This window comes from Psychrobacter sp. BF1 (assembly GCF_019279065.1).
Taxonomy (GTDB): Bacteria; Pseudomonadota; Gammaproteobacteria; order Pseudomonadales; family Moraxellaceae; genus Psychrobacter; species Psychrobacter urativorans.
The window spans coordinates 211,749-232,079 of record NZ_JAGYWV010000004.1; the positions used below are offsets into that span (position 1 = coordinate 211,749).

The window sequence follows — 20,331 nt, forward strand, 5'->3', positions numbered from 1 at the left end:
CTACTATAAATAGGAGCTACTAAAACTAACTGCCTCTATTTTTGAGAATTGTGTAGCTAATTCAGCTATCCATACTAAACAGAGCGTCAATTCACTTGCACTTTTTCTGCACTATAGCTTTGCTAAAAATATAGTTTTGCTAAAATAGTAACACTGGCTATTTTTAAGCCCCTATTTGTAAGCTGTTATTTTTCAATGCTTAATAGAGCTTAAGCTAGGCTACTCTATCGTTAATATAATACTATTGTAAGGGTATTAAGTAACCACTTGTTTCCAGCTGCTATTGCCATCTAGCAGTCGATAGTATTTATTAGCTCATATTATAAGCAGATAACAAAATACTGCTAGTTGAGTCTTTAAACGCTGATAATTATAACAGCTGTTAAGGCTCTTATTTGCAACTTCTTGTCCGCTTACTATCACGAATTAAAGCATGCCGTATCAGCGCCAATGTATTAACCAGCCTTGCTCTCACGCCTTATGCAAGCTAGCGGCAGCCTGTGCCATGTTACTAAAAACTTGTATATTTATTCTCAGCTCACTCTCGCTAGTAGTGGACTGTAACTGAGTCAATTTACGTAGCCAAGTGTACTGGCGCTTTGCTAGTTGTCTTGTGGCATATAATGCCTTATTTTGCATTTCTTGACAAGCAACTGCCTCAATCGTAGCCTCTAAGGCCTCGGTATCGTTCTCAGCTGTAGGCAATAAATCCGCTGTTATTAATAGCTGATTGGCATCGTTTTGCTCAAAGGCCTGATAAAACTGATTTCGGTCCAAATGTGCTTGAGACAATACTGGGTGGTCGATACGTACCAAATACTCGAGCACTTGCCGATAGCCAACACAACGCATAGCAGGCATGCTTGGGGTTAACGGATAGCGCTCAAGCAAGGCAATCACTTCAGCGACTAGTCCGTCATTCCACATGATATCGAGGCGTTGACCGATGCGCTGATGCAACCACGGACGATCAGGCATCACTGCTAGTACTTGCCACTGTTGCTTGGGATTGTCTGCTAACGCTTGCTTAGGCTGTTGTTGCCATTCACTGATCGGTATATTAGTCTGTTGATAAACTTCAAGCGCCCGAGTAATACGTTGAGTATCGCTAGGCTTTAAACGGGCGTGCGTCACAGCATCTACCTCGCCTAAGTAGGCATACAACGCCTCAATCCCCGCCTCCTGTCGCCATTGCTCAACTTGCTGACGTACTTTGTCATCGCTATCAGGTACGGGAGACAATCCTTCGAGTAGCGCCATGTAATACATCATAGTGCCGCCAACCAATAACGGTATCTTGCCAGCTTGATGACAGGTATCGATGAGTCCAGCGACGTCGCTGACAAATTCAGCCACGCTATAACTTTGGGTGGGATCAATGATATCCACTAAGTGATGCGGATAGCGCTTTAGCTCAGTCACTGTAGGCTTAGCGGTACCGATATTCATATCTCGATATACTAGTGCTGAGTCCACTGAAATCAGTTCATAGCGCCCACTGTCATAGAGCTCATACGCCAACGCTGTCTTACCACTCGCCGTCGGCGCCATCAAACAAACTACGCTGTTATTAGGCAACGCCGTCAAGGCGGTATTAGCAGCTGTACCAAAACTGGTGTGGGATGAATTGGCAGATAAAGGGTGCATAAGCTTGCCTTTGCAGGTCATAAAAATCGATTAACAGGAAGGAGATGATAGCATCAATGCTATTAATTGCGAGCGCTCTATAGATTTTAGCGCTTGCAAAGTAACTATCTGCTCAATATCGACTTTAAAGGCTAGCGCGTCTGCCTGCGACATTTGCTCAATATAATAAGCTAGTTGCTGATTAACACTAGCAGCGTCCGCTAGTACAGGATAGCTTGCAGATGAATGTGAGCTGAACAATAGAGCTAAACTAGCTTGCCATTGCCGTTGACTAACCAAGGTTAGTTTACCTTTGGTATAAAATAATAGCCAAGGTTGTTTACTTAGGCTATTATTTTCATTTAGGACCCGTTGTTGCTCAACGTTATCGATAACGTCTAAACATTGCGGTAAATCCACAGGCTTGCTTGTAGTAGCTGCGGTAGTAATAGGTGAATTAGTAGTAGATAAATCAGTAGTTACCGTCGCTGCTGATGACAGTGGTGCTTGCGAGTGCTGATAATACGCTGTCGGCTCTTGCACAAGCTGTGCTGATGATTGTTGGAACCATAACGGCCCTATCGAACCATTACCTTTTGCAGGGTATTTAACAGGATCTCGATCTGCGGAAATTGTTAAATGGCCAGTTAAAGACTGCGACTGAGTTGCCGATTGCTTAGTATCTAGTTTCTTAATGGCAAGAGAACCACTGCTACTAGAGCGAATGCCTTTGAGTTTTAGGCTTATAGCATGACTCAGATGCGCCATGATGTTATTCAAAGAGCTAATCTTAATACGCTGTTTAGTAGGATGAACATTAAGGTTGAGCCAATGCAGGGGCAGCTCAAAGTACAGTGCATAACCAATATGATTAAACTGAGCGCTTTGCGCAAGCTGACGTAACTGATTACTAATCAGCTGCTCTTTGACTAAACGACCATTGATATACAACAGCTTTGGCAAGGAGTTATTAAGAGCGTCACTCTCGCTAATGGGCCATAACCAACCATTAATACTTGCTGACTGCTGCTGCGTAGATGCTGAAGTCTGTTGAACGAGGGCGGTTAAATCAACATTAACTTGCAGCGCATCATCAGTCAGGGCTATGCCAAGCGCCTGCTCAAGTCTAGCTAGAGGCAGACGGCTATGAGTACTGCTGATAGAGCTTAAGCTAGAGACTGGACTCGGGCTTATACTGGTACTATTACTGGTACTAGCCGATAGCGACAAGCGTTTTTTGTGGTCATGAAATAGATTGAGCGTAACATCAGCATAAGCTAAAGCCACCTCACGGACGATAGTCTCGATATGGGCAAACTCAGTCGCAATAGACTTAAGATTGCCACGCCGCGCTGGCACGTTAAAGTATAGATCTTTAACTGTGATGGTGGTACCGCGATTGTGCACTACCGGTAATAGCTTAGGCGCTTGCGCTAATACTCCTGTAACTTGCAGCTGGCGACCTACTCCGCTGTCATCGTGACTACTAATCAAGGTTAAGCGCGAAACTGCAGCTGTTGCCGCCAATGCCTCGCCACGAAACCCTAGGGTACTAATACCTTGCAGATTAGCAATATCAGCGACTTTGCTAGTGGCATGACGGGTGATCGCCATCACCATATCATCAGGATGGATGCCAACGCCGTTGTCCACGACTTCGATCATACCCATACCACCTTGAGTGATACGCACCTCAATATGAGTGGCCTTCGCATCAATGGCATTCTCTAGCAGCTCTTTGACTACTGCTGCCGGACGAGTGACTACTTCACCAGCGGATAGTTGATTAATCAACAGCGGTGATAGCTTTTTGATGCGTGTACTTGAGATAGTGATATTTAACGGATTATCTAACATATTTATCCAATAGCGTAGTGACCTAATAGCTAGATCTTTAACAGCGATAAATCCAGCCCTTGCGTCTGCCCTATTTTTGATAAGCGTAGCTCGACTTGACGTGCTTCTTTACTGTCCTGCGTAGCGCCACCTTGTACTATATCTATAAACAAGCTTGGCGCTGGCAAATAACTGTCCGCACGACTTGCCCACTCAATAATGACTAGCGCATTTGGCTCATCCAGATACTCATCAAAGCCAATAAAAGACAGCTCCTCTGGATCTTGTAAACGGTATAGATCGGCATGATAAACCGGCTTAATAGCTCCATCACTTTGGCTGATATGATAAGGCTCAACTAAAGTGTAAGTGGGGCTTTTTACTGGCCCTTGATGACCTAGAGCTTGTAGCCAATAACGAGTTAGAGTGGTTTTACCAGCTCCTAAATCACCAGCCAGCCAAACGCTGCCTACTAACGGTAACTTAGCCAATTGCGCCGCTAACTCTTTAGTATCGGCTTCTGAATGCAGCGTTACCGATATTGAGTTTTTATTCTCTGTAAACTTAGGATTAGACATCAGACTCATCCAGCTGTACTTGCATAGTGACTTGTGGGTTAATGAAGCGCTCCCCGCTAATGAGCTTGGCATATAGCTGTGGATCATGCCACTCACTACTGACTTGCTCGCTAAACTCAAAGTCACTCAATACTAATTTACCCATCTGATCGTTAGCCACATCAGCAGCGAAACACTGCGCATAGCCAGTCGCCGTTTCATGAGCAATGACCGAATAGACACTGACATCAGCTTCGCCGTTTTGCATTTGGGTTTGTTGTAATATTTGCTGCGCCCAAAAGAATATCACTCGGGAGAATTGCTCAGCAGAAGGGGATACGGGTAGACTTATCCAGCGGGCGCTGAACTTCTTACAAGCTTCAATATACTCAGGATCATCTTTACTCCAAAAGCAAATAGCGTGGTCAAAGCTGTCGATAATATCTTTGATTGACGACTTTAGTAGGCCAAAGTCATAAACCATTTGTCCATGATCTAGACGCTGCGCCTCCAGGATCAACTCAATCTGATAGCTGTGACCATGAATAGAATGTTTACAACGCTCTGAGCTACAATTACGGACGATGTGAGCATTTTCAAATTTAAACAGTTTACGAATACGCATAATAATTAATTAACCAAAATAGTGAAAAGTATTAGCGGTTAGTGCAAATAACCACCAATACATTAGTGAGCACCGAAACTAATAGCCGGCTTACCACGCCTATTATAGCAAATCGCTAGGTATCCGTAAGTAAGCGCTTACTTACACTATCGTCAGTTTAGGATAACTTGATGATTGGCCTAGCAATAAAAATATTAATAAAAGCCGTATCCGTTGATAAAGATATAACTATCTAATCGTTACCCTTAAGGCTACACTGTAATAGTTAATAATACCTAGTTATCACTAGCTTAACTAAGCTTAAACCCTCGCTACTTGGCGGCAAGCCATTTCGATAGCTTGAGCGTTCAACTTTATCCAATAGGACTAAATCATGAGTAAAACACAAGACAGTAAAAAGAATGTCAAAAAGAAGCCGTTACTGACTGCAAAAGAGAAAAAAGCGGCTAAGCAAGCCAAGAAAGAAGATAGCGGTAGCATTCTGGGCAAACATTAATCCAAGCTGTGCTAAAGCGCTAGCTTAGCTGCTTTAGCCCAACTCAGCTGTAATTACTGGTTTTCATTAAAAGCACTTATCAGTGAGCCGTTAGCTTTACTAACTTATAGCTAAGCACTATTAGCTAAGAGCTGCGGGGTGCAAACATAATGATAGCCATGCCTAATAGAGCAACAGCAGATCCAACGATATCCCACATCGATGGTCGAATACCATTAACCGCCCATAACCACATAATAGCTGTAGCAATATATACCCCACCGTAAGCGGCATAAACTCTGCCAACAGCCGTTGGATGCAGAGTCAGCAACCACACAAAAGCCATCAAACTCAGCATGCCAGGAATAAGCAGCCAAATGCTTTTACCCTCGCGCAGCCAAAGATAAGGTAAGTAGCAGCCAACAATTTCTGCTAGTGCGGTCAAAAAGAAAAGACTAAGGGTTTTTAACTCAGGCACTACATCTTCCTTTTAAACGCTAATGATACCAGTCATATATTGCACCGCATTACCAGAGATAAGTACTCTATCCCCTACTACTACACAGTCCAAAACCCCACCTCGACTTGAGGCTTGATAAGCCATCAGCTCATTTTTACCTAAGCGCTCTGCCCAAAGTGGGGTTAACCCCGTATGAATTGATCCGGTCACTGGGTCTTCACTAGCCGTAGCTAACACAAAATATCTAGAGATAAAATCGTATTTATCAAAAATCTTGCAGTCCGCCAGACAAGTCACAACCAAATTTAATGGTGCAAGCTGCTTTAAGGACTGATTATCAAGAACTACAGACAGTACATCAGACTCAGCGTTGTAAATAACAAAATAGGCTTGCAAGTTACGATAGACTTCAACAGGAGCGATCGATAGACCCGCTAATAAGCTCTCAGGAATATCTTTAATCCTTTCAGGTTTAGTATTTGGAAAATCCATTTGTATTTTGCCAGTTGCTGTCTGGACGATAGTCAATACTCCAACCGCTTTGGCTGACAGACTTATGCTGCTCAAACTAGGATATTTACTAAACAATACAAAAGCTGATGCCAAGGTAGCATGACCACAAAAATCAACCTCAGTCAGGGGTGAGAACCAGCGGATATCGTAGGCAGCCGTGTCTTCAGAGCTTAAATATTCTGAATGACTCGCTACTAAAAAGGCGGTTTCAGCTAAGTTATTCTCCATAGCTATAGACTGCATTAGCTCAGCGCTCAGCCAATTGTCAGTAATAATCACTGCCGCAGAATTACCTTTAAAAACACTATCAGTGAAGGCGTCAATGACGTTGATTTCGAGTTGCATATTGATGATTTCCCTTATTTTTATACAGTACTTTTTTTCGGCTTAGTAAACCTCGCTTATCTTAACTAATCCTGTCTATCCAGCAGCAGACTCTTAAAGCTTCCAATAGTTATCAATCAACAATAAATAGCTTAGCGCCATCTTTAGTTGAAGAACGATGCGCTATAGTATTATCTGCCACTTGATAAGTCATGCCGGTAGTTAAAGTAAAGCTACGACCATCTTTTAATTCCGTGTTTAGCTCGCCTTCGATACACAACAATATATGGCCTTTATCACACCAGTGATCGGCAAGATAACCGGCTGAATACTCAACCATATGTACATTAATAGTGTCAAAATCCAGAGTTTTCCAGTAGCCTACCCCTGTTTCACCTTTGACTTCGACAGCGGGTACTTGGGTCCAATCGGTAGTAGCAAAAGGTATGTTTTTCATATCCATGACATTATCTCCTGATTTAATTATTTAATGAATTTGCTAGTAAGCTGGGAAGGTTGTAGACATCCATTACCTTTAACCAATAGCTACTGTCTGTATTAAACCAATCCATCATCAAGCAGCCAACCTGCTTGCACCGCTGAATTAATATTAGCAAGCATCCAACAGTGAATCTCAGGAAAATCCTCAGCTATAAAGCCATGAGCTTGTAGTACTTGCGATTTCTTCACCCCTTGCTCACGCCAAGTCTTGCCTTCACTATTGATATTATGTAAAAAAGGCAATAACCTATCGACCACTTTTAGCAGTTTAGTCTCTAAGCTATCGCCAGTCTCTTGCTCCTCCCATAACTCACAAAGATCACCAACCCCATTGCCTAGATGGCTCTGAAGACGTTTAACCCCTTCTCGTTCAGCATTATGAGCTGTGCTTCTATTAGTGTCGTAGAGAAACGTATCACCCGCATCAATCTCACCTAAATCATGGATGAGTGCCAGCTTTAGGAGCTTTTCTTCTGATACCTCAAGCTTAAAGCTTCTAGATATCGACCAGCAAGCCATCGCTAAATGCCATGAGTGCTCAGCTGAGTTTTCAACACGCAATCCACCATCAATATAAGTACGGCGATTAATAAGCTTTAGTGCATCCAGCTCAAGTAAGTATTCGGTGATTGCGGTTAAATCGTTTGGCAAAGTAAGCTCCTTAATTTATTAGCCTGTTGTAGTTATCTATTATGGCATGCTACTGTATTTGATTGATTTGAGTGATTTGTGTAGGAAGGAAGGCTGAACATGATGCACAGCCTATTAACTATTTTTTCTTATTAACCTTCTACAATAGTAGTGAGATCACTTATCAAATTTGACGTTTTGAAGAACAGTTTCACCGCGGCTATTAGTGACAAACTTCTCAATGATAACGACACACTTTCGACCGAACACACCTGTTAAACGATAGTTGCTGTTCGCTTCAGGGTTAAATGTGCCCTCTACACTACAAGTACTAAAACTGTCTCTACCTCTAAATCTAATGGCAAAGGGCTGATTGGGAGCAATGTACCTTTCTGTCACTGTAAAATTCGGAGAAGTGCTAGCAGTCAGACTATAAAGACGTTTTTCTTCGACTGTAGGCTTAGGCATATTTAAATTATTTTCATAGATAAATAATTTCTCTTTATCGGTATAAGGGAGAATTGATAGTTTTGCTAATCCTTTAGGATTTAAAGATCCATTCATTGCTAACACTCCGCCTGCACCTGATTTTTTCGAGCTACGGTATTCTTTAGAGTTTGGTGTAACACTAAACTCACCACCCCAATCGGTAACTATCTGAAGCTTAGTTGATGAGCTCTCAGGTAACTGAGCAACATACATATTATCTGTTATAAGATTTACGGATTTTTGCATAGTTTGACAACCAGACAAGGCTGCACTCATTACTCCTACTGCAGCTATACCAATCAATACATTTTTCATATGTTTCCTTAAAATAATAATCTCAATTAATCGCTAAGTATTTACAAACTACTAACTTTAGTTTGATATTGCATATTGTACTAATTATTAAACAAATACCATATATTTGAGATACTTAGTGAGCTAAATATGAGCATAGAAACCTTGAGGTGAGTAAAAATCATAAATGATATACTTTAACCAATAGCTCGCTTAGTTTTCTATAAGAATACAACCACGATAGATATCAATAAATGCGCGAGGTCACTGCTAGCCCCGACAGTAGCGGCTATCCTACTCATTATCTAGTTACCCCTATTACTCCTTACCCACTATAGGCGTAGCCGTCGTCAATGCTTCATCGCTCTGCACAGGCGCAGTCAAAAAATTCAGATAAGCTTGGTATTGCTCAAGCACATCATCGATGACTTGCTGCTTATTTAATCCGGTCAAATCGTAGCCACCCGAACCTGTTTGAGTAGTGACCTCAAGTCGATAATACACATCGCTATCAGCGGCCATTTTGCCACTAAAAGTAGGCGCTGGAGTCTTAACCATAGACACTTGATAATAAAAGTCGTTCATAGCAGCCGTCGATAACCGTAGTAACGGCCCCGAGGCGGCGATAATATTAGTATTACCAATAAAAGCCGTTGCGCTTGCCGCATTCTTATCATGATCGGCATTGATACGCTCCACATCATAGCCTTGACGGCGGAACTCATTGGCGACATCGTCGAGCGCTGGGCATACAGTACGCTCCAAGAACTTGATCGACTCACGTTTGGATGGATAAGTCAGCATCTGCCCCAAACGCTGCGTCCATGAGCGCTCTGGTATATGACCACCACTAGGTGCAATCGAAGGACGGCGTAACACCTTACCCTCGCTCTCGGCTTGCTCTATTTTTAGCGCTTTATAAAAGGAGAACATCACTAGGTAAACGATGATAGTCACCGGCAGCGCAAAGATAAGCGTCGCATACTCCATAGTAATAACACCACCAGCTAACAGCATTGAGATAGTCAAAACCGCCGTCAGTACTGCCCAAAAGATACGCAGCCATTTCGGACCATCCTCGCTTGGGTCTGGAATAGAGGCGGAGAAATTCGACATCACCATTGCCCCTGAGTTGGCGCTAGTAATATAAAACAGCAATCCTGAAAAGGTCGCTAACATAACTAAGAACTTCGCGCCGGGGAACATCTCAAGCAAGGCATACCAGCCACGCTCAGGGCTTTGAATAGCCAGTTCGGCAAAGGCAGTATTACCTTGTAATACTTCATAAAGGGCTGAATTGCCGAAGAAGGACACAATAATAAAATCACATAATACTGGCACAGTAATAGCAGCGATGACGAACTCACGTAAAGTACGGCCACGGGAAATACGGGCCAAAAACACGCCAACGAACGGCCCCCAAGCCAACCAAAACGCCCAAAAGAATAAAGTCCAACTGCCCATCCATTCGCTACTACCAGGCACGTAAGCAAAGGTTTTAAACATCCGCGCAGGCAAAGTGACAAAGAATTGACCTAAGTTTTCAACCAGCGCATTCAATAAGAAAGCGGTTTGGCCGGCGATGAGAATAAAAGCCATCATCGCCACTGCGCTCCATAGATTCAGCTCAGATATCCAGCGAATACCACGATCTAAGCCTGAAGTAGTCGCCAAGATAGTCAAGACTACCGCCCCGATAACTATGGCTCGTTTAATGGATGCTAGCTTGCTAGGTCATCTTTGGAAGAGTTATCGTGGTTTACTTCGTTGCTCATGTCTGTACATTCCTTACACTTTACTTATAGGGCATAAGTGAGTGCAGTTTTAGAGGGTAGGATATTTTGGGAGAAAATGATGAGCGCATAGTGTCATAGTCTAGCGCACGAACATTATTGGCAAGGATGAGCCGCTCATCAGCGCACCGCTATGGATAAGGCTTTAAGATAATGCTGATAAGTTAAGTAATAGCTAGAGTTTAGAGCAGTAGAGGTACTTTTTATTAAGCGTTTATTTTGAGAAAAACTGGCTACAGCCATCAGGGCTCACATTTGACTTTGTTAAATTGCCAACTCATAGCCCCTGTCTTTTTCGCTACTAACATATCGCTCGCCGATAAAAATAAAACCCCTTCGATATTTTCAAAATCCTTACCTGTGCAAGTATGATAGCTGTAGAAATCAATGTTTACCGCAAAGGCTTGAATCATAACGTCGCTATACTTAGATATTCGGCCTACGGCTAACAAACACAGCATCACAGTAAGGGCAAAGAGTACACCTGATAATAATTTGCTAGTTAGTTTTTTAGTCGATTGATTAGTAGCGCTTGTAGCATCAATATTGCCATTACTAACATTATGACTAGCAGCATTGCCATTACTAACAGCACTGTTATCTGCGCTGTTAGGCGCTTGGTTGTCAGAATCTCGATATAAAAAGTACAAGCCTATAGCGATAAAGTAACCGCTTAATAAAGTGATAATACTGTATTTAAAAAACTCGATAGCGGTCAGTAGCGTTGAGGTCAAGGCTAAATTACTAGGATTGACTTGGAATATCCTGTTAATCTCGCCTGTTGCCCACAAATAGGACGATACGCTCATCAACGCCACTAATAAATAGATAATAATTTGACCACAAACGCTGTTTTTTAGGTATTGATAAACGATGTTTTCGATAGCAATCATGATTAGCATGATAAACAGTACTGCGGCGATCATACCAACGATTAAATAGCTGATATAGAGTGGCCGATTAAGCGCATTGGCTAACAACAAGGCTAAAGCCAAAGCTATCAAGATAATTGCAAATTTGGCAAAAATCTGTGTAGTGCGTATCAGCCAGTCTCTAATACTGTCCAGATTAACTTCCTGGTTATCCGCAGCTTTATTATCAGATTTTGTCATAGATAGGGAGTTCCAAATAGGCTGTTGATTGTCAGGCACTGATGATAAGGACTAAGGGCATCAACCACTAGTCAGATCACCACAAGGATAGAATGCCTTATTCATTGGCAAAGGGGCACCATTAAAAATAGCGAATGGCTTATAGCGCAGAGCTCTGTTATAAAAGTAGAGGCTTTACCTCTATTTATTGATGCATGGTTATTTAGTGGTACATGGTTATTTGTTAATGGCTAATTATTTATCGATATAGTTATTTGCAGACACATTAGCTTTTTGTGAAACGCTTGATTGAATTTACAATTATTATCGAGCTATTGGAATTTTTGGGATAATGCCTGTCATAAAAAAGCATCCTATCAAGCCGAAACTTAATAGGATGCTGTTATTTGCTTATCGATAGAAATTCAGCAAAATGCTCTAGATATCGAACTCTAGTGCTCTATCGCCATCAGCATCTTGAATACGCGTTGGCAAGCCAATTTTATTTAGCAAATTAATAAATGGCTTAGCATCGAGCTCTTCGACGTTGACCATCTTGCCTGCATCCCACTCGCCAGTAGCAACCAACATAGCCGCAGCGACTGGTGGCACGCCAGCGGTATAAGAGATGCCTTGACTACCCATAGCCTCAAACGCTTCTTTATGATCAGAGATATTATAGATAAATACTTCGCTATCGACGCCGTCTTTTTTGCCTTTAACTTTATCACCAATACAAGTCTTACCCGTATAGTTGGCAGCTAATGAGCTTGGGTCTGGTAGCACCGCTTTGACGACTTTTAACGGAATAACTTCTAAGCCTTCAGCGGTAGTCACTGGCTGCTCAGATAATAAGCCTAGGCTTTGTAGCACGGTGAAAACATTGATGTAATGCTCACCAAAGCCCATCCAAAAGCGAATGTTTGGCACATCTAAATTAGCCGATAACGAATGGATCTCGTCATGGCCGCTGAGGTAACTGTTCTGCATGCCAACTACCGGTAGATCATCGGTACGCTTGACTTCGAACATCTTATTCGACTGCCACTTACTGTCCTGCCATGAATAAACCGTACCAGTGAACTCACGGAAATTGATTTCAGGATCGAAGTTGGTAGCGAAGTATTTACCGTGGCTGCCAGCGTTAATATCGATAATATCAATATCAGTTACTGACCCTACATCCATCATGTCATAGCCAAGACGAGCATAAGCATTGACCATACCAGGATCAAAACCTGCGCCTAAGATGGCAGTGATATTATTATCCGCACAACGCTGCTTACGCTGCCACTCATAGTTATTGTACCAAGGCGGCGTCTCGCAGATCTTACGAGGGTCTTCGTGAATAGCGGTATCGATATAAGCCACGCCAGTCTCAATACAAGCTTCTAATACGCTCATATTCAAAAATGGTGAGCCGACATTGATGACGATTTGGATATTAATATCTTTTATCAGGGTCATTAATGCTTGTGTATCGAGCGCATCGATTTGATGGGTGTGCAAAGTTGCAGGCTGCTTAAAGCTGTTTTTATCCTGTACGCTTTGGGCGATAGCAGTACACTTATCTAAAGTACGTGATGCGATATGAATCGCACCGAGCACATCGTTATGCATCGCACATTTATGAGCGACTACTTGAGCGACGCCGCCAGCACCGATGATAAGAACATCTTTTTTGGCTTGCTTAGTGTTTTTGTTATGTTGAGTTGTGTTCAAGGCAACAATCCTCCTTTGTGTCCCTGCCGTCGTCATTGTTATTGACCAATCGGAACAGAAACTAGTGAATGATATGCGTGAATTAAAAAGGAAGACCGAGGAAAACCCACGCACCCGATGAACAAAAACCACTGTTTTTGCCCGAGCCGATTATAACAATTTTTACTACCCTTTCGGCAATAATTAATAGCTAAATTAAAATAGCCCCATCAACCCTAACTGGCATGCGAACGTCTTAGCATCAATGATTAAGACAAACTTGCTTTATATTCCTGATAATCAAACTCACGCTGCACATCAATAGTACCATCAAGACGACGTATCACAATAGCTGGCATATTGACCCCATTAAACCAGTTCTTTTTTACCATAGTATAACCAGCAGCATTAGCAAAGGCTAACTGATCGCCTATCTGCAAAACAGCTGGCAGCTGATACTCACCAAAAATATCTCCTGCTAAACAAGAGCGACCATAAATGATAGTGTTGTCAGCTGCTGCTTGCCCCTTTGTCTGAGCGTTATCAGTAGGATCAATATCGAGAGCTGCGATATTAATTGGCTGATTATTAATAGCCGCTATTGGTGCTGACTCACGGTAAATCAGCAAATCGAGCATATGCGCTTCAATAGAGGAGTCTACTATCGCTAAGTTTTTTTGGTTATACATAGTATCTAATACCGTAGTGACCAAAGTTCCAGCGCCATGAATACTGGCTTCACCCGGCTCTAAATAGACTTGTAAGCCGTATTTTTCACTAAAGCCTTTTAGACGTTGAGCCAATTGCTCAAGGGGATAATCAGGAGCGATAAAGTGAATTCCGCCTCCTAAACTTACCCATTCTAACTGTTGAAAAACATCACCGAACTTAGCTTCGATATCAGCCAAACTATCACTAAAAGCCTGATAACTGTCATTTTCACAGTTATTATGAATCATCACTCCAGTGATATCTTTCAGTACCGCGACGATACTGTCTTTATCATGCTCCCCAAGGCGACTAAACGGACGAGCTGGGTCAGCGATAATAAACGAGGAATTACTGGTTCTAGGGTTTAAGCGCAGCCCTACCGGTATGTTTTTAGCAGCCGCTTGCTCTTTAAAAGCAGTTAATTGCGAGATAGAATTAAATATAATCTTATCAGCATATTGTAGAACTTCAGGGATTTCATCGGCACTATAAGCCACGCTATAAGCATGCATCTCTTTTTTATCAGCACTTTTAAGGGTTTCAGTGCTATTAACATTATTGTGTTGAGAGTTATGGCCAAAAGTCTCATAGCCCAAGCGCAATTCGTTCAATGAAGATGACGTTGTGCCGTGTAAATAAGGTTGCATGACTTCAAACACCCCCCAAGTGGCAAAGCATTTTAGTGCCAATAGTGCCTTAGCACCCGACAACTCACATAGTCGAGCAATAATTTGCATATTGGCAACAATGGCCGCTTCGTCGAGTAAATAATAAGGGGTTGGCACGGATATGGATTGATGAGCAAGTGGAGTAGTCATGTTTATTCACCTAATAGCATACGATAATAGTAGTTAGTGATATTTTTCGCTATAGTAGACTAAACCTATACTAAATAGAATAGCTTATGTCACTATCAACCGATTATTCGCGCTCTTCAAATCCACCTGATTTTACCCAGCTTAATTTGCCTCAGCTCGATGTTAATGCTCGTGAAGTATTAGAATTTTGGTTCGATGAGGATAATAAACAGTACTGGTTTATACAGGACAGCAGCTTTGACAAGCTGCTTGCTGATAAATTTGGCAAGCTCTGGCAACAGGCAAAACAAGGTGAATGTGCTCCTTGGCGCTATGTCGAAGAACACCGGTATTTGAACAACTCCAATGCTGAACTGGCTGGACGTTTGGCTGAGATTATTGTCTTAGATCAATTCTCACGTAACTTGTGCCGCAATCAGGCAGCGGCTTTTGCGCAAGACGCTATGGCTTTAGTGTTAGCCCAAGAAGCTATTCGCCAATTTCATTTTAATAAGCTCCCTTGGCAATGGCGACAGTTTATGATCATGCCTTTTATGCATTCTGAATCCTTAGTTATTCATCAACGCTATCTCCCCTTGTTTGAGGAGCTCAATAATGCCAACACTTTGAGTTTTGAGCATCGGCATCAAGAGATTATCCAACGATTTGGACGCTATCCGCATCGTAATGAAGCTTTGAATAGACCATCTACTATCGAAGAAAGGAAATTTTTACAACAACCTAATTCGTCGTTTTAACTTTATCTCAATGCTAATGTGAGCCATCAGCACTAACGCTAGCATTGATTTAATGGTTAACGTCAATGCGGCTATTACTATCGTTTGCCAGTTCCCAAATGTCTTAATAAAAAATAGAGCAAAGCAGCAGGGTTTACTTATCAAGGTTCAATAGGCCCTAATAACTTACCTCGCCAGTACTAAAGGTAAAGTCTTTAGTTATTAAGGTCTTATTATCGACTAATACATCAAAGCTCACTTGATAGTTACTATTACCATACAGGCCACAGTTGCCGCCTTTATTACTACCCTGCTCACAGCTTTTTAGATTATCAGTAAGCGGTAAAATAAACGCTTCGTTGGCTGCTAGCTGATAATTAGTGCCTTTATACGGGTCTTGATAAAAATCAAGCAAAGCAACTTCTACCTTTGTTTTGCGCTGCACATCATAGAACTTAACGTTACTAACTTTGATCGTCTGAGCTGATGGCATGTTGATATAGATAGGTTGTCCTATAGGATCTGTTCGCAAATCACGACCCGTGCCTTTAACTGGACTTGGTGATTCATTATATAGTGCGGTCACTGTAGCGCTGACATCTTGACAAGGATAAGTAAAGATACCTTTAACGCTATTATTTTTGGCTGCTGGCGTCGCTGCGGCATGGGTAACCAGCACATAGCCTTGATACTTACTTGCCTCCCTATTAAATGGCTTATAAGCACTGATACCTGTACCGATCAAATTTGAATTCGGTAGCATCAATGCGCGTAAATGATAAGGCGCAGCAAGCAAGGACTTAGTCATTGCCGTTGCGGCAATATCCGGCGCCACTAAGTTACCTAATGAGTTAAAGTATAAAGTCGAAGCAATGTTTTCGGCCACCCCATTACTGGTATTGGCATAATTTGCCTTAGCCAGGCGCTTAGTAAAACTATCAGCGCTAAAAAACGGGTTGCTGTTACCTGTGACATCAGCAATATCACTGATCTTGTTTTCCACATGCGGATTAAAACTGGTTGGGGTACTATTAGCAAACACATAATTAATGTAATTGGCATGTTGAATAGCGACTTTTGCAAGTTCTAGATCAGCAGATACCTCACTGAGACCACAGCTAGACCGGGCAAGGCTAATTTCATTATCTACCTTTACAGCTGCTAGTGCATTATCATCAGCTCTAGCGTCAGCGTTATTTACTTCCTCATCCTCTGTTCCCTGTTCATTGCTAGCCTTAGACTTAGAAACGATTGGATTTGAGGCGGTTGTAGCAGAGTTTGCTGATTCTGATTCTGTCTCTAGCTCTATGGATGTAGGGGCATTATTGACTGTTGCGGTATTATCTGCATCGCCTCCATCACCACAAGCACTTAGAACCATAATTGAAAAAATGATAGGGACTGAGCTTTTTACAGAGGTATTGAGGGTCATTTTCTATCCTATAAAGTAATAAATTAGCTGACTAAAGTTCAGCAATAATTATGCCAACTTATTAGCGCTAATTTATTAACGGCAACTAGTTATTACTATAAAAAATTCTAGCTACCAATAAATAGAATATAAGACCTGCAAGTAGTGCTTATTGAGGCGGGATCACTATATAAGATAATTCAAAATTCAAAATTCAAAATAATTTATCATTTATAATGAACAACGCTTAGGCTATTTTTCTAAAAGTGCCCGTTTCACTGGTGCGAAACTACGTCTATGCTCAGGTAGCACCCCATAATCTACAATAGCTTGCATATGCGCTGCAGTGGGGTAGCCTTTGTGCTTGCCGATGCTATAGTCAGGATATTGAGCATCCAATTGATACATTCTATGATCACGGCTGACTTTTGCTAAAATACTAGCGGCAGCAATACTAGTATGACGAGCATCACCTTTGACCCATGCTTGACAGTCAATAGTCGCCTGTTCAATACCTACCTTGGCGAGTGTTGGGTAGTCCAATTCTGGGCAGCGGTTACCATCGTATAGTATTTGGGTCGGCATATGACTACAAAGGCTAGCAAAATCGATGGTTAGCTGCTGATATATCGCTATTAGTAGCTGCTCAGTACATAAACGCATGCCAAGCATCGTTGCCTGTAGGATATTGAGCTGATCGATCACCGCTGCTGGGATATCAGCAATAACATAGCCTAATGCATACTGCTGGACTAAAGGATAGAGGATATCGCGCTTCTTTTCACTGAGCTGCTTGGAGTCAGTTAGGATAGCTAAAGGGGTCGTCAATAAGGGCTGATCCTCAATCAAACCTGACCATTTACTTGGCAAAATGGCAGCCGCTACGTTGACACTACCTAGCAACGGCCCCCGACCTGCCTCATCGACTCCTATCTGTAACGGTACTGATGATAGATCTTGCAAGGAATGGCTGTGCCGCTCAGCTAATAATTCAGCAACTTTTAGCTCACCTGTCAGCTCAATAGGGGCCGCTAAATTAATGTACTGACCTTTTATATCAATAGATCTAATAGTAATTTTCATAGGTTTTATATACTTGTTTAGACAGCAGTATTAATAGCTTTTACGCTGGTTTGTGACTTTGGCTATTTATTATTGGCTGTTCATTGTTGGCTATCATTCTTTATGTACCATTGCTCAATCACACTACTAGCTGGGTCATGATTGCTTTGTTGTTGCAGAGTTTTCTTAGTGTCAATTAGCGCATTTAGCTGTTCCTGATAGGCGCGCGGCTGTAGCAACTGCATCACTGTCCGGCAAATATTGTCACCACTAGCCTGCTCTTGGATGAGCTCTGGCACTATGGCATGATCGGCTAAGATATTAGGCAATGCCACATAAGATACTTTTACAAGACGTTTAACGATGCGATAAGTCAGCTGATTGAGCTGATAAACCACTACCATAGGACGCTCAAGTAACATCGCTTCAAGGGTAGCAGTACCTGAGGCTAGTATGATGATATCTGAAGCCGCCATTGCTTGTTGGCTAAAGCCAGGTTGACTTTCATCATAGACCACTACAATAGCTGCCCGTAGCTGCTCAGAGCACTTATCTATCACTTCCTGTACGATATATTGATGGTTTTGATCAACGGTTGGAATGATAAAACATAGATCCGGGTCCAGCACTACTAATTTTTGCATACCATCAAGCATCAATGGCAAAATGGCCGTAATTTCCCCGCGCCGTGAGCCTGGCATTACACAAACTAGCTGACTAACCGCAGCAAAGCGCTCGATAAAAAACTGTTGCAGCCCATTATTATGCCAGACTAGTTCACTACGTAATTGAGTGATAGGAGTATTTTCTAGACGATGCTCGATAGTGCGTAACAAGGGATGTCCAACACAGATAGCTGGATGATTATGCCGCTCATATACTGGCAGCTCAAATGGAAATAAGCATAGCACTAAGTCAGTCGCGGCTTTGATGCCATGAATACGGGACTCACGCCAAGCCCAAATCGAAGGGCTGACATACTGAACGCAGAACACCCCTTTTGGCTTAAGTTTTTTGGCGACCCGTAAATTGAAGTCAGGGGCATCGATCCCAATAAACCAATCAATGTTGGCATTTTTAAAGGCAGTAAGTAACTCACGCCGTGCCTTGAATAGATCAGACAATTGGGCTAATACTTCCACTAAGCCCATCACCGCTAGACGTGATAACGGAAAGATACTTTGCAGACCTTGTGCTTGCATCTTAGTGCCACCGACGCCAACCCAGACAATATCATCGCGCAGATTATTCATCTGCTGCATAAAGTCAGCCCCTAAGCTATCACCGGATACTTCACCGGCTACTATCCCTATCACCAATGGCCTAGCTGCCGTTACCGGAACGGCTAGATGTTGATCAGTTGCTTGGTGAATCAACTCAGTGTCTTTAGCATACGAGATAGAATCAGTCATAAAAAACTCTTAATAGTAATGATTTACTATGAATGGTATAACCATAAATAGAGAAGTATAACAAAATTTTGGTTTTGACATTCCAGTTATGAGTCAATAAAGTCGCCGACTGCCCTTGTCAACTCAAGGTTTTCAAAGCATAATGAATATCCCTATAAATTAGTTAAACGACATATAATCATGACAACACCAGCTACTCATAACGCAGATATTGATGACGTGAATATTGAAAAGTTCATCCCCCTGATCACTCCCGCTGAGCTAAAAACTGAGCTTCCTCTTTCAAATGAAGCTTATAAAACAGTGCTGAAAGGTCGCCATACCATTCAAGATATCTTAGATGGTAAAGACAAACGCTTGTTTGTGGTTATTGGCCCTTGCTCTATCCATGATATCAAAGCCGCTCACGAATATGCTGATCGCTTAGCTATATTGGCCAAAGAGATTGAAGATAGTATCTTTGTAGTGATGCGCGTTTATTTTGAAAAGCCACGTACTACTGTGGGCTGGAAAGGCATGATTAACGATCCTGATATGAATGATAGCTTCGATATCGAAAAGGGTCTGCGTCTCGCTCGTAAATTACTATTGGAGTTAAATGAAAAAGGGCTACCTTGTGCTACTGAAGCCCTCGATCCTAATACCCCCCAATACATGCAAGACTTGATCAGCTGGTCGGCGATTGGTGCTCGCACTACTGAGAGCCAAACCCACCGTGAGATGAGCTCAGGCTTATCCTGTCCAGTAGGTTTCAAAAATGGTACTGATGGCGGCATGACTGTAGCGGTTAATGCTATGCAAGCGGTCAAAGAAGGCCATAGCTTCTTGGGCTTGTCATCAGACGGTAAAGTATCAATCATCAAATCTAAAGGTAACCCATACGCCCACGTGGTATTGCGTGGCGGTAATGGCAAACCTAACTATGATGAAACTGCTGTTGCCCAAGTAGAGAACGCTTTAGCTGAAGGCAAAACCAGCGGTAAGATTATGATCGACTCAAGCCATGCCAACTCAGGCAAAGATCCGTACTTGCAGCCAATGGTTATCAATAATGTCGCTGAACAAATCCAAAATGGCAATCAGTCAATCATTGGTATGATGATTGAGAGTCATCTTAAAGGCGGCAGTCAAAAACTAACTGCTGATTTGGACGCACTAGAGTATGGTGTCTCAATTACGGATGGTTGTCTCGATTGGGAAAGTACGGTCACTGCGCTACATAACTTACGTGACATGGTAAAAGACGTTTTGCCTACTCGTTAAACTTAACAAGCATTAAACTAAAA

19 protein-coding genes are annotated in these 20,331 nt (G+C 42.2%); 3 read left to right on the plus strand and 16 right to left on the minus strand.

Annotation, left to right across the window (positions count from 1 at the left end; all coding sequences use genetic code 11):
- Window positions 1-471: 471 nt before the first annotated feature.
- The 4 genes from miaA to KZA12_RS06935 all read right to left on the minus strand — a co-directional run bounded on the left by miaA (window position 472) and on the right by KZA12_RS06935 (window position 4,644).
- On the minus strand, window positions 472-1,551 hold the full coding sequence (miaA, locus tag KZA12_RS06920; RefSeq protein WP_373416597.1) for a tRNA (adenosine(37)-N6)-dimethylallyltransferase MiaA: 1,080 nt from the start codon (window positions 1,549-1,551) through the stop codon (window positions 472-474).
- 126 nt (window positions 1,552-1,677) lie between these two features.
- A complete protein-coding gene (mutL, locus tag KZA12_RS06925) occupies window positions 1,678-3,483 on the minus strand; it encodes a DNA mismatch repair endonuclease MutL (protein ID WP_218689715.1) in 1,806 nt (601 codons plus the stop codon).
- A 29-nt stretch (window positions 3,484-3,512) separates the two neighbouring features.
- Window positions 3,513-4,040, minus strand: a complete 528-nt coding sequence (gene tsaE / locus KZA12_RS06930) for a tRNA (adenosine(37)-N6)-threonylcarbamoyltransferase complex ATPase subunit type 1 TsaE (protein ID WP_201622080.1) — start codon at window positions 4,038-4,040, stop codon at window positions 3,513-3,515.
- Window positions 4,033-4,644 carry a 6-carboxytetrahydropterin synthase gene (locus tag KZA12_RS06935; RefSeq protein ID WP_216580303.1) on the minus strand — a complete coding sequence of 204 codons (612 nt, stop codon included), beginning with the start codon at window positions 4,642-4,644 and terminating at the stop codon, window positions 4,033-4,035. The genes tsaE and KZA12_RS06935 overlap by 8 nt, the downstream gene beginning before the upstream one ends.
- Before the next feature lie 373 nt (window positions 4,645-5,017).
- On the opposite strand from KZA12_RS06935, the gene KZA12_RS14865 reads away from it, so the two are divergent.
- Window positions 5,018-5,140, plus strand: a complete 123-nt coding sequence (locus KZA12_RS14865) for a hypothetical protein (RefSeq protein WP_256932863.1) — start codon at window positions 5,018-5,020, stop codon at window positions 5,138-5,140.
- A 124-nt stretch (window positions 5,141-5,264) separates the two neighbouring features.
- Here KZA12_RS14865 and KZA12_RS06940 read toward each other — a convergent pair whose 3' ends face one another.
- The 9 genes from KZA12_RS06940 to KZA12_RS06980 all read right to left on the minus strand — a co-directional run bounded on the left by KZA12_RS06940 (window position 5,265) and on the right by KZA12_RS06980 (window position 14,444).
- The gene (locus KZA12_RS06940) at window positions 5,265-5,597 is read right to left on the minus strand and encodes a YnfA family protein (protein WP_218689716.1); all 333 of its coding nucleotides are present in this window, start codon (window positions 5,595-5,597) and stop codon (window positions 5,265-5,267) included.
- A 12-nt stretch (window positions 5,598-5,609) separates the two neighbouring features.
- Window positions 5,610-6,437, minus strand: coding sequence for a PhzF family phenazine biosynthesis protein (locus tag KZA12_RS06945; RefSeq protein WP_218689717.1), 828 nt, complete (start codon window positions 6,435-6,437; stop codon window positions 5,610-5,612).
- 112 nt (window positions 6,438-6,549) lie between these two features.
- Complete coding sequence (locus tag KZA12_RS06950) at window positions 6,550-6,879, minus strand: DHCW motif cupin fold protein (RefSeq protein ID WP_218689718.1); 330 nt, start codon at window positions 6,877-6,879, stop codon at window positions 6,550-6,552.
- 95 nt (window positions 6,880-6,974) lie between these two features.
- The gene (locus tag KZA12_RS06955) at window positions 6,975-7,568 is read right to left on the minus strand and encodes an HD family hydrolase (protein ID WP_256932864.1); all 594 of its coding nucleotides are present in this window, start codon (window positions 7,566-7,568) and stop codon (window positions 6,975-6,977) included.
- A 156-nt stretch (window positions 7,569-7,724) separates the two neighbouring features.
- Window positions 7,725-8,351, minus strand: a complete 627-nt coding sequence (locus KZA12_RS06960) for a hypothetical protein (RefSeq protein ID WP_218689719.1) — start codon at window positions 8,349-8,351, stop codon at window positions 7,725-7,727.
- A gap of 297 nt (window positions 8,352-8,648) precedes the next feature.
- Window positions 8,649-10,013: a BCCT family transporter gene (locus KZA12_RS06965; protein WP_373416594.1), complete on the minus strand. Its 1,365-nt coding sequence runs from the start codon at window positions 10,011-10,013 to the stop codon at window positions 8,649-8,651.
- A 352-nt stretch (window positions 10,014-10,365) separates the two neighbouring features.
- Window positions 10,366-11,235, minus strand: a complete 870-nt coding sequence (locus tag KZA12_RS06970) for a hypothetical protein (RefSeq protein ID WP_218689720.1) — start codon at window positions 11,233-11,235, stop codon at window positions 10,366-10,368.
- 417 nt (window positions 11,236-11,652) lie between these two features.
- Complete coding sequence (locus KZA12_RS06975) at window positions 11,653-12,936, minus strand: saccharopine dehydrogenase family protein (RefSeq protein WP_256932865.1); 1,284 nt, start codon at window positions 12,934-12,936, stop codon at window positions 11,653-11,655.
- Between the two features lie 248 nt (window positions 12,937-13,184).
- Complete coding sequence (locus tag KZA12_RS06980) at window positions 13,185-14,444, minus strand: carboxynorspermidine decarboxylase (RefSeq protein WP_218689722.1); 1,260 nt, start codon at window positions 14,442-14,444, stop codon at window positions 13,185-13,187.
- An 86-nt stretch (window positions 14,445-14,530) separates the two neighbouring features.
- On the opposite strand from KZA12_RS06980, the gene KZA12_RS06985 reads away from it, so the two are divergent.
- Window positions 14,531-15,181, plus strand: coding sequence for a DUF924 family protein (locus KZA12_RS06985; RefSeq protein WP_218689723.1), 651 nt, complete (start codon window positions 14,531-14,533; stop codon window positions 15,179-15,181).
- A gap of 157 nt (window positions 15,182-15,338) precedes the next feature.
- On the opposite strand, the gene KZA12_RS06990 is transcribed toward KZA12_RS06985, so the two are convergent.
- The 3 genes from KZA12_RS06990 to lpxB form a co-directional block, all read right to left on the minus strand.
- A complete protein-coding gene (locus KZA12_RS06990) occupies window positions 15,339-16,592 on the minus strand; it encodes a CAP domain-containing protein (RefSeq protein WP_218689724.1) in 1,254 nt (417 codons plus the stop codon).
- A 231-nt stretch (window positions 16,593-16,823) separates the two neighbouring features.
- Window positions 16,824-17,654, minus strand: coding sequence for a ribonuclease HII (locus tag KZA12_RS06995; protein ID WP_218689725.1), 831 nt, complete (start codon window positions 17,652-17,654; stop codon window positions 16,824-16,826).
- Window positions 17,655-17,734: 80 nt separating this feature from the next.
- On the minus strand, window positions 17,735-19,045 hold the full coding sequence (gene lpxB, locus KZA12_RS07000; protein WP_201622092.1) for a lipid-A-disaccharide synthase: 1,311 nt from the start codon (window positions 19,043-19,045) through the stop codon (window positions 17,735-17,737).
- Between the two features lie 180 nt (window positions 19,046-19,225).
- Here lpxB and KZA12_RS07005 point away from each other — a divergent pair, with 180 nt between their 5' ends.
- Window positions 19,226-20,308, plus strand: coding sequence for a 3-deoxy-7-phosphoheptulonate synthase (locus KZA12_RS07005; RefSeq protein ID WP_201622093.1), 1,083 nt, complete (start codon window positions 19,226-19,228; stop codon window positions 20,306-20,308).
- Window positions 20,309-20,331: the final 23 nt, after the last annotated feature.